The sequence below is a fragment of the Gottfriedia sp. NPDC056225 genome (assembly GCF_042267765.1).
GTDB lineage: Bacteria > Bacillota > Bacilli > Bacillales > Bacillaceae_G > Gottfriedia.
In genome coordinates, this window is record NZ_JBHJTJ010000073.1 from 1 (window position 1) to 11,641 (window position 11,641).

10 protein-coding genes are annotated in these 11,641 nt (G+C 32.9%); all 10 read right to left on the reverse strand.

The features are described 5' to 3' along the window. Nucleotides 1–391: 391 nt before the first annotated feature. Entirely contained in the window at nt 392–820 is a 429-nt protein-coding gene (locus ACFCYN_RS23495; RefSeq protein WP_375952202.1) for a PA domain-containing protein, read from the reverse strand. A gap of 327 nt (nt 821–1,147) precedes the next feature. Further along, nucleotides 1,148–2,287 carry a Ger(x)C family spore germination protein gene (locus ACFCYN_RS23500; RefSeq protein ID WP_375952205.1) on the reverse strand — a complete coding sequence of 380 codons (1,140 nt, stop codon included), beginning with the start codon at nt 2,285–2,287 and terminating at the stop codon, nt 1,148–1,150. Beyond that, on the reverse strand, nt 2,284–3,711 hold the full coding sequence (locus tag ACFCYN_RS23505) for a spore germination protein (protein WP_375952208.1): 1,428 nt from the start codon (nt 3,709–3,711) through the stop codon (nt 2,284–2,286). Before ACFCYN_RS23505 ends, ACFCYN_RS23500 begins: the two co-directional genes overlap by 4 nt. Beyond that, entirely contained in the window at nt 3,708–4,793 is a 1,086-nt protein-coding gene (locus ACFCYN_RS23510) for a GerAB/ArcD/ProY family transporter (protein ID WP_375952211.1), read from the reverse strand. The genes ACFCYN_RS23505 and ACFCYN_RS23510 overlap by 4 nt, the downstream gene beginning before the upstream one ends. Nucleotides 4,794–5,825: 1,032 nt before the next feature. Then, the gene (locus ACFCYN_RS23515; protein ID WP_375952214.1) at nt 5,826–6,944 is read right to left on the reverse strand and encodes a Ger(x)C family spore germination protein; all 1,119 of its coding nucleotides are present in this window, start codon (nt 6,942–6,944) and stop codon (nt 5,826–5,828) included. Between the two features lie 166 nt (nt 6,945–7,110). Continuing rightward, complete coding sequence (locus ACFCYN_RS23520) at nt 7,111–7,413, reverse strand: GerAB/ArcD/ProY family transporter (protein WP_375952217.1); 303 nt, start codon at nt 7,411–7,413, stop codon at nt 7,111–7,113. Then, nucleotides 7,380–7,532, reverse strand: coding sequence for a hypothetical protein (locus ACFCYN_RS23525; protein ID WP_375952220.1), 153 nt, complete (start codon nt 7,530–7,532; stop codon nt 7,380–7,382). The genes ACFCYN_RS23520 and ACFCYN_RS23525 overlap by 34 nt, the downstream gene beginning before the upstream one ends. Beyond that, complete coding sequence (locus tag ACFCYN_RS23530; protein WP_375952223.1) at nt 7,493–8,035, reverse strand: GerAB/ArcD/ProY family transporter; 543 nt, start codon at nt 8,033–8,035, stop codon at nt 7,493–7,495. Before ACFCYN_RS23530 ends, ACFCYN_RS23525 begins: the two co-directional genes overlap by 40 nt. Nucleotides 8,036–9,070: 1,035 nt before the next feature. After that, on the reverse strand, nt 9,071–9,931 hold the full coding sequence (locus ACFCYN_RS23535) for a PIG-L deacetylase family protein (RefSeq protein ID WP_375952225.1): 861 nt from the start codon (nt 9,929–9,931) through the stop codon (nt 9,071–9,073). A 125-nt stretch (nt 9,932–10,056) separates the two neighbouring features. After that, nucleotides 10,057–11,136 (reverse strand): bifunctional glycosyltransferase family 2/GtrA family protein, encoded by a 1,080-nt coding sequence (locus ACFCYN_RS23540; protein ID WP_172444606.1) that lies wholly within the window; start codon nt 11,134–11,136, stop codon nt 10,057–10,059. Nucleotides 11,137–11,641 lie beyond the last annotated feature (505 nt).

The window sequence follows — 11,641 nt, forward strand, 5'->3', positions numbered from 1 at the left end:
ATGTTTAGAATTTAGACACAACTTGTATCAAATTTGTAAATAATAAAAATTTGAGCATTTTTTCATCAGAAGTATATATTAATAATTATTTAAGTTAGAACAATTAAGTTTTTCTTAAAATTATTAGAAGTATATTAAAGAATAGTATTATTGCCAATTATTCAATAAATCGAATTTTAATAGATTAACTCACAAAATTATAAGAATATTCAACATTATAGAGGATATGATTTGAAGTCTTAGGATTTCTATTTGAAATACGTAAAAGGTGTTACATAAACTAAAGAAGAATGTGGAGTTCCGTAAGATGAGAAATATGACATTGTATCTTTACTTGGATTATCAATATAAATTCCTTTTGATAATTTCATATTAACGATATAACCGCTTGTTACTTAGAAATTAACGTATTACCGATTGCTTTGCCTGTTGTTGCCGCTGGTCTATAATATGGACTAAAGTAGACAAATGGATAGTCAACATCTGGATTCGATGGTACTAAAATAACTGCTTTAGCACCCTTTCTACTTGCTTCGTATTGAATATGACTATATGAGCCATATATTTGGTCTGGTTTTGCAATTACAATTTTATTTGTAACATCTTTATTTTTAAAATCTTCAGTTCTACCTTCACCTACATAAATCATCTCATAACTTTCAAATGGAGATAAAACTTTAGAAAACTTAAAGTTAAACTGGGTTTGATCTTGATATGGAAGTTGAATTCTATTTTCTTCTTCAAGGGTATTCATATGTATTTTCGAATTTTCATATGAAGCAACTGAAATTGCATAGGGACTTACACCTGGTTTACTCACTGTAACAATATCTGGATTTTCGGCATAGGGTTGTAAAGAAAATACCCCGTAATGTTAGATTGAAACTAACTTACGGGGGAAAACTCAACAATTATTCAAAGTAATCTTTATGGTTTTACAATAACAGATATAATTAATTTAAATCCATCATATTCCGCAATGATAACAGCAGTTCCTTCAGACTTCGTTAGGATATTATGATCAGTGGTCATTTCCGCTAATTCCGAATTGGTACTAGTCCATTTGACTTTAGATATCATTTTATTAGTCAATATAGTTACTGCAAAGGGATAGTATATTATTGAGTTCATCACTTTAATCTAAACTTTATTCTAATTCTCCCCTATCTTTGAGGGTAACCTTTACTTTTATAGTACTAAGAGAATGGGATGTTAGTGGAAAATTATTTTTTTTAGTAATTGATTTCCAAGATTTATAATTATTTCTATACAATTCTTCTTCTAAATGTAATATATCCACCTTTTTACTTATACCTATCGAAAATGTCTTATAAATTTCTTTTTTTATCTGTTTTTTTACTTCATTTTTTAATACTTTATTGCTAAATTGGGAATTTAACTGATCTGCAGATGCCTTTACTTGTATATTCATACTAAATTTTGGAACACCAGCTTTACTAATCTTAGTTTGAATTTTTATATTTGGGTTTTTAATTGGAAGTACTGCTTTTAATTTTCCGTTTTTTTCGTTAAGCGAAAGTGGTGTAAACTCAGTATTTTGATCAACCCACCGCAATCCTATTAAATCATCTTTTGATATCCATTGTGGTTTTTTCCCTTTATAAAACAAAAATGCTCCATTTACATTCATCATCGGCACATTTTCTTCATCTTTTTTCCAAAGTTCATCTTGTATACCTATTGTTGGAACGATAATTGATGCACTAGGTTCATTAATAAGTGCAGCGAATTCAACGACTTTCATTGGTGAAATTAGTGATTGTTGTTCATAGTTTCCATTAGGTAAATGTAATAACGTCATAATCGGAGAATTAGGAAGCATAGGTTCTACAGCAAAAATTTTATCAATTGGTTCTTTTGTAGTATAAATCCAAGGAGTTATTCTGGCATCTATAAACCGCTCCATTGTATCCATGGATTCCGCTACTTGTTTTTTACCCAAAGCTGCTTCACTAAACACAACCGAACTAATTTGACCAAATAATGTCTTTTGTTGGGTGCTATTGTATATTGCGTTCCAAGCCATTGCAAATGTTGAACCCTTTCCTTTTCCAATCCAAATGTTAGGGCCTTCTGCTCCACTACTTCCTTGTTCAGATTTACCAATAGTTGTAAAATCCAACACTTGAAAATATAAAACAAATTCATTATCTACATAATCTACTCCTAGAGCTGAAACATATGTTAGTTGACTTAATTGTTTTTGATCCCAACATCCTGTTAAAAGTAAAATTGGAGCAAATAGTATTATTAACCTACGTTTCAATTTGACTCATCTCCCTGTTGTCGACCAAGTTTCGAATTTAAAAATTTTGGAGTTTTTCTCATAAATGGTTTTGGAAGCTGAAAAAAACCTTTTATGTAGTCACTATTTAATGGATTAATAAATGAAGCCATTAATGGTACTCCAAAAGATTTTAAAGTTGAGATATAGATTAATATTAGAAAAAGAGCTAGAACTAAACCAGGCAAACCTAAGATACAAGCCATTGTAATACAGATTGCTCTCATTAAAATAACAGCACTTCCAAAAGACTGGTTTACAATTAAGAACTGAGACATTAATGTAATTGCAACAATAACAACTCCATTCGGAGAAGAAAGACCCGATCGAATCATCGTTTCTCCTACTATTAATCCTCCTACCACCGTAACAGTTTGACCTGTCGATTTCGGCAAACGCATACCTGCCTCGCGCAGTATTTCAAATAGAATAATTAATAATATTAACTCCATCCCTGCAGAAAATGGTATACCTTTACAATTAAGTGAAATTGTAGCAAGTGCTGGAAATGGAATTTGGTCTTGATGATAAGTTGCCATTGCTATGTAAAAACCAGGAAGTAAGGTCGAAATTAATAAGCCTATATATCTTAAAACTCTTTCAAGTGTCACAAAATAATAGGGCATGTACATATCTTCTGCAGATTTTAGTAATAAATGGATATTAATAGGTGCAATTAATGCCGCTGGAGCACCATCAATTAATACACAAAAGCGTCCTCTTTGCAGTGACTCGACTACCATATCTGGCCTAGTATTATAATTTACAGATGGGATAATGGAATATGGAGATTCTGATAGAAATTCCTCAAGAGGAGAAACCCCATTTAGAATATCTACTTCTATTGAATTAAGTCTTTTTCTTGCTTCCTCAATAATATCTTCATTTATTACATCTGATAGATAAAGTAAGGAAACACTAGTATTACTTCGTTTACCAATTGTAAATAATTCATTACATAAAGTAATACTAGGTACTCGCTTTCGAATTAATGCCACATTTGTTTCTAGAGATTCTGTAAATCCATCACGAGCACCTTTAATTGAAACCTCGTAAGTAGATTCCTCAGTTTGACGTTGTGGTATTTTTGATATATTTAATGAACAAAGCTCACCAGTTTCTTCGAAAAATAATATTAATTCACCAGAGAAAACTTTCATTATGATTAATTGTTCAGTATTTTTTTCACTTCGAATGATTGGTATAAACTCTAAAGTATTTTTTTTGAGATTAGGTAAAACAAACTGATTCATATGGATGGTATCAATCATTCCACTAGAATAGATAAAAATAACTCGTTCACTTTTCGTACCATTATTTAAGATATGATCTTTTATTTGCACATCAGCACAGTTGATAAATAGATTTCTTATTTTTTCTTCACTTATTTTAAAAATGGGACTCATCCCCCTTTTAGTTTCACCTTAAATTTTAAAACAAAGAGTACTAGTAAAATTGAAATGCAAAAGATAACCGGTACAAAAATAGGGATATAAGTATTTTTAACAATAGTATGAAAACCTATATCCGTAACTGGTATACAGATGACTACTAATAATACAAAACTTAAAGACCATATCATTTTATTTAGGGTAAGATTTGATCTAATATTTAAAATATCTACACATAAGAACATACATAATGAAATTCTAATAAAAGAGGATGACATAAATTGATAAACAGAGATAAAGTCTACATGTTGAATAAATTGGCCAATGCCGAGAAGCCTCCATTGCTCATAAACAGGATAACGCATTTTTTCTGATAATTGAGGACCAAATAAGGTGATTGAATAAAATAAAGGAAAAAGTGATGATATTAAGATCACTATCCCTAAACTAAATAAATGCTTAAATTTAACTCGCTTTTTGATATGTTGTTGAATTAGTAGTAAAAACAAGATCTCGACATATCCTCCTGCAATAAAAAAACTCCCTTTAAAAATTGGATTCCAACCATTTTGTAACATCGGTTTTACCCAATTAATGTGCATAAATTGGATATTTGCACCATCTAGAAATAGCTCGAATAAAATTATAATAGGTAAAAGAAATACTGAAATGAAAGCAATGGATGTTATACCAGCTTGAGCACAATAAGTGCAAATCAATAATAAACATAATTCAATAACAAATCTTGGTGTTTTCGGTAAATACATTAATGTGATCCAATCAGAGATGCTTTTTAAAGCAATATATGAATTCATCAATAAAAAAGCTAATATGGGAATTACTATTATAAAATAAGCTAAGCTTCCATATCGCTGTTTTATAAGAAGGGGGATTGATTTTTGTTCTGTTTTTATCGTGATGTAATATAAGATACAAAGCCAGATTAATAAAGCTGGAAAAGCGATAATTACCGATATCCATGCATCTCGACCTACTTTGTCAAGTAATACTGACATCAACAAAAAATGGTGCATAAATATACTGGAAACGAAGACGAGGATTAATGCTGCATTAATGAAAATCTTATCATTCCTCATGAGCAATACTTCCTTTACATTCTGGTAATTTATTTCATGAACATGTATATATTTACCATTGATAAAACAAACTATTCATTAAAAAAACTGCAACCGTATCATCCAAGAAGATTGGTAAAAGCTGCAGTTTATTTTTATAGTTATCAGAATTTAAATTAACTACTTCGTTAATATGATTGTTTCAAATGGATAGCTTCTTGTTGGCTATCCCTTTTTCTTTCTCCTGATCTATATTATTCGTCGTTTCGAGTTTAGTAAGGTAATCTCTTAAGAATCCGATAGAGCGGTTTATATAAATGGTGTCATATTAAAGCCTTGTCATCATTAGAGATCCTTCAATTGTGGATATAAATATAGTTGTAAAAGTTTTAGAATCTACTGTTGGGATAATTTCTCCGTTTTTTATCCCCATTTCGAACTATTCGAAGGATCTCATCGTCTTATAGTAGATTCATCATTCGTTCACTTTTGTTGAAGTAGAAGGTAACCACTACTTTCCGACGAGAAAGAACTGTCTTCTAATTTGCAAGGACAGGTCTTCATATACAGTTAGGAAATTCGTTTAAGTTTACTTTTATTACGTACTGGTTGTTTTTCTTCTCGACTTAAATAATAATAGGTCATTCCAACGCCAACCGAACCACCTACAATGTTAGACGCTTTTTAAAAATATAATAAAGATTTCTTCTTTAAAGATGCACTTTTTTACATGAATACCTTAAAGTTTTAATAAATAAGCAGCAAATAGTTACTTTTAATCTTCAAACTATCGCACTCCTATAGTTTAAGTAAATTAATTCACATATAATTTCGTCTAAGCTGTATTTTAGAGACAAAAACCTTTAATTTTTCATTCTTGTAGCTACGGTAGTAATAAGAAATGCACAGAACTACTTTCTAAAATAAGTTGCAAATTCTTTTATCTATTGCTAATTGTTACTATACCCAAAAAACCTCACAACGAATTTTGTGAGGTTTTGTACTTCACCTGCGCTTTGTTTGATATCCAGATGAACAAAAGATAAGCGGAATTTACATTCGATCAACATTTAAGATGTGAACCTTGAAATGTGGCTTGATGTTCATTTTAGGATAGTCCTTTTCCCAATTTAAATTTCGCCAAATTTCCGGGTGAAACGCCTTAATCCTTGCACCGATTCCAACCAAATCACAATTCGCTTTTTGCATGATTTGAATGGTCTCTAAAGCCTTTTTTTCTAACTGTTTACCCAATATTTTTTCAATTTTATTGACGTAAGTGGCATTCATTTGATGATAATCATTTCCAAGGTCGATGGCATTAATCTCTAAGTCAACATCGATATTCACCTTGGGTGGTTTTTTTGATTGCGGAATCACACGAATCGTTTTAGTTCCTTTTTTTACTGAAAAGCTGTAACTTCGATAAGCGTTCTGTTTCTCGCTAAGTTTCTCTAATTTGCCACTATACCATTGTCTTCCTTTTTCATTGCCACTTAGTAACATCCACATTCGCAATTGGTCTTTATTGAGTTCTACACCTGTATTTTTCCCATGGCTAAATAATAGGGCACCATCTAATTCTGTACCTTGCTCTTTTTGCTTCATAACAGGAATTGCAAGGTTTGCTAATTCGTCTTCTTTTGATTGTAACAATTGCATCATCGTCACACCAGGAACGATACTGTTCTTATCTAACGCCATGTTAAAGTGATAAAAATTATCAGCGAAATTTTTATTCTGTTCAGGAGTTTTCTTTAAAAATGTTGCTAGGTCCCCCTTGAATAGCACAACCGGTGTGTTAATCGACGAATACGGTGCATGTAGTAAAAAATTAAGTTGCGAAATTGGATCGTTTTTCACAAACGATTCACTCATTAAATAAATCCCTGTACTGATCCCTAAAAAAGGCGCTTGATCGATATACTCTCCTTGACTAATGACTTCAACAACATTCGGTCCTTTTAAGACAATCGTCTCAGAAACTGATTCACTTGAACCTGGGCCCGTACTTTTTATGTTCGTGATGACATAATCTAATTCGACTTCGCGATTCATATTATTCCAATCTAGTCCAGCTATATCGACGAATTGTAATTTTCTTAACGGTAAGCGATCCCAACAGCCTGTTAAAAGCGGCAACAACAATAGTAAAATGGCAACTTTCCTCATCCTTTCGCAACCCTTTCACGTAGGATTGAACCAAACAAAAGTGTTGTTGGGAGGGCGACAATCATGATGACAGATATGATATTGTGAACATCGGAAAAACGAATAATTCGTTGTCTGTCTGCTTCTAAACTTCCAACAACAAAACAGAAAATTGCTATCAACCAAACTAATAAAGTATGACGGTTGATTTCTTTTTTTCGTATATTTGCGACATACCGTGCAGACAAAATAAGTATAGATAGATGGTTGCCGTTGTGACGGATAACCAAATTGTCATGAAGACGATATCTAAACTTTGTACGACAGGCCATCTGAATTTACGTAAAATGAACACCATTGGTTCTGTAATGGTATTCAATTGGGTTTCGCTAAAATTATAGGTGACGATGATGGTTATCAACACATAAAAGAATGTTGTAATTCCATTTGCAAAACTCATCGCAAATAAAATTTCAATCTTTTTTTGCATTGGACAAATGGAAAAACGTACAAAAGCAACTCGTAACCAGCATATGCCCAAAATGATGGGATTGAATCTTTCAAGACCGCTATGATTCCATGTGAACCAATCGGTAAAATATGGAGCAATTCCCTTTTCCTATTCCGCTTATGATGATGATCGCTGCACTAATAACTAACAATGTGAGGACGGATTGCGAGACAGTCGACATACTTCGTAAAGAAGGAGATGCGGTATAGGCTGCCATCAAAAACGAAAAGCCGACAAGTACAATCCAAGGAGTTTCATACAATACCCACCGATGAAGGATATCTGAATAGGAAATCGCAACCATGATACTAGATTCTGCGCAATAGATAGCAAACAAAAGGTTTACGATGACGCCAATTGGTCTTCCAACAATCTGATAGACATACTGTTGAGATGTTAATGTTGGGTAACGCTTCCCAAGTTGGTAAATCAGAACAATCACTAGTTGAGCGAACACGCCTCCAATCAAAACAGACATCCATGCATCGTGTCCAGAATGGCGAGATTCCGTGTACGGTATAGACAAGACATGTGCGCCAATTTGTGTTGTAATCACAAGGCATATCAGTTGGTTAATTGATATCTTTTTCAAGTGAATCATCTTCAATTACCCCTTTGGATTTTTTATTCTTGTCATATCTTTTGCGACACTTTCGCTTCTCCATTTCTTTGAACCACTGTTTTTCCTGAGATCAGTGCTTTTGATACATCTGATAAGCATTAAGTTTCTTGATATTTTAGAATGGTGACCGCTTCACGAACACTAGTGTACTCGTTATGAAGCAACGGGCGGATAATGTGTTCTTGCACGATAGCTAACTCAACCATCGTATCAAAGTAGTAAAGACGGCACTAGTGTTCTCCAACTCGAACATCACTTGTTTTAAATCGGAGGTATGACATAACATCTCTCTGATTTTTTTTCGTTTACTTCTAGAAGTGATTCCGTTTTCATAAAGAACCCCTACTCAAAAGTTATGTTTAGTCTTCCATATTTTTTTCTCAATAACCAATTAATGCTAATTTAGAATAAAATTACCACAAAAAGTTAATTCAACAATCTGTCAGTTAGTTGAATTAGAAAATCAACAATCTACTTTATAGAGCCAAAAAAAAGAATATATTTATGATGTTCTTAAAGCACAAAGTATTTAACCTATTAATTGCCCTTAATTTGTAACATTTTTCACAAACTAACAATTAAAAATAATGTTACTATTATAAATGAAAAGAACTCGCTCAAAGTCTTTTCCCTTTAAAAATCTTTAAGCCCTATTGACTTGACATTATCAAATAGGGCTCTTTTTTTATTGACTTTGTTTATATTTGAACTATAAAAAGAGACTGTCTCAAGAGACAATCATTAGAAACTCTTATTCAACTAAAGCATGCGTTAGCCATCCATGAATCCCTAAATTATAGGAAATATTTCCTTAAGTAACATATTTGTGTCGCACTTTTCTCGAGTAAACGCATTTGTGTCGTAATCTCTTCGATTAGTCTCATTATTGTCTTTTCAAATTGCCTCATATCAAATAAGTCTAACCATGAAAAAAGCTCCCGAAATCAACTTCGAGAGCTTTACTAAACAACAAAAATTTTTAACGTCAACTTTACAAAAAAACAATTCAAAGCATTACTTCTCTTCAGCCAAATAAAAATACTCCCGATCTAGTACCTTAAAATAAATCCAATAAGGAATCTGCCTATGCCCTGGAAGCAATGCATCTACAGCCTGCTGCTGTGTTTTGTATCCCTTTGCTAACTCATCTATCTGCTTACCATAGTCTTTAACTATCACAGCATTAGTTGGTGTCGGAGGTCTTTGATTCTCCTTAAGCGGATATTTTTCCCGAAGTTTTTTTCCAAACTTCGAAAGACCATCCCAGACTTTCGAGGGCAGTGTTACCATGTATAATCTTTTAGGAGAAAAAGAAGAATCGTCCTTATGCTCACGAAACACTTCTCGAACCATTTTTGCCGCAAAAACATGATCCGGGTGCCCATAATATCCCACAACATCATCGTAAGTGAGAATTGTCGTAGGTTTATATTTTTTTATTTGTTGATATATGTAGTTTTTCAACTCGATTTGATTGACCTCAGAAAGCTTGCCATCTGGGAAAGTTGCTTGAACAGGTGTTACGCCGAGCGTTTTTGCTGCAAGCTCTCCTTCTTTCTCGCGTGCTTTTCCAAGCACATCTTTCGAAACTACACCACCTGTTTTTCCCGCTTCTCCTTCCGTCAATACAACCATCGTTACCTTGGCGTTTTCTTCGTGAATCTCACGAAACACTTCTCCAGAAACGGTAATCTCGTCATCTGGATGCGGAAAGATAAGCATTATTCGTTTTGGTGAATCTTTCGGAATCAGAGAATTTGTTACAACTGCTTTTTTTTCTAAAATTAAGTTATGTACGAACCCGAGTCCGATAGTCAATATTATTAAAATAGTGAACAACACAATCAAAATCCGCCCAATGAATTTATTTACCATATTATCTGTTACCTTTCTTTCGACTTTGAAAAATTAATTCAGTGCACTTTTCCAAAGAAATAAGCGAATCGTCTAGCTAGATTCGCCTAATTCCAAAAATTCTATTCATAGTATTTTGAGTAAATTTACGCTTTGCTAACTTTTTGACGTTTCTTAGTTTTTTCAAATACCCACTCGTTTTGAATTTTGAAACTACTGAATGAAAGCAATAAGTCCACAACAATTTTTAATATACTTGCTCCGCCGTGGAAGGCATTTTGTAAGAAAGTAACACCATACGCTGAAACGATCATTTGAATCCCTGATAAAATATAATAGCGTATGACAGACCTTGCAGAAGAATGTTTAAAAACGGTTTTAGCATTCAATATGTAATTAACGATTGATGAAATGACCCGAGAGATAATCCCAGCCCATAACACAGCCGCGCTTGTGCCAATCCTATGTTCTAACAAAAAAATAAATAGCACAAATAACCCATAGTCAACGACAAAAGAAATAAGAGATGATGATAAAAATTTAAAGAACACAAAATAAATTTTGATAGAATCCACAAGTGGATTAAAGTGTGAACTGCTGTTTTTATCTAAATAGATTGTTTCAATCTGTGTCTCCTTAATGTCAATCCCCTGCTGTTTACAGCCCAGGAGCATATTCAATTCATATTCAAATCGCGCACCAGACATATCAAGTAAAAATTTCATATATGAAACGGGAATTCCACGTAAGCCCGTTTGTGTATCCGTGATTGACAAACCTGTTAGATATTTAAAAATTGAGCGTGTTAGTGTGTTACCAAATCGACTACGGAACGGTATGTTTTCTTCAGAAAAATTTCGCACTCCTAAGATTAAATTATCTGGCGATGCCATTAAAGCATTTGCCACTTGATCGATATCCTTCGGTGTATGCTGTCCGTCACAGTCTGCTGTCACAAGACCAGCCGAATTTGAGAAATTTTTTAAAAAATATGAAATCCCAGTCTTAAGCGCCATCCCTTTTCCTAGGTTGTGTGGGTGCTCAAGAACTGTACATTTGTCTACTTGACGTAAATTCTGAAAAATTCCATTGTACTTGGCATCACTACCATCGTTAACGACTATGATATGTGGATTAAATTTAGACTTCAATTCCTTAACCAAATGGATCAATCGATCATCTGGACTAAGAGCTGGTATTAATATAACGGGAAAGTGATATTGCATTGATTCGCGTCCTCTCAATCATTTCCATTAGCAATTCTAGTATCTCACACATTTATACTGAAATGAACATTAATTTTATATTTTAAATAAGTTTATCCAGTCGCAAAGAATATAATTAAAAATTTAATGGGTATAAATAAAATCGAGTAGATATTACTTCTAGGTTACCCCTTTTTTATTTAGAATTTACAACAAGGATGAATCGCTTATTAAATTAACAGATTTAATATAGAGCTTCCATTCAAAAGTTATTCATCGGTTGTTTTTCACATCTGAAATCGGTACCTATACAAACGAATAGAATGCGAATATCATTCAAATTGTAATAGATGAATTCCTTCCAAAATGAAAAAAGGAGCCAAAGAAGGCTCTTTTTTGAAATCTCTAAGTTAGATTTTTTCATGGAAAAAGTGTCGAAAATCTTTAGGTGTGGACTCTTGGTGTTTATGTTTCGGTTTTACTTTGGTTAATAAGTTGAGGGATGGGGGTGTTGTTTATTGATTTT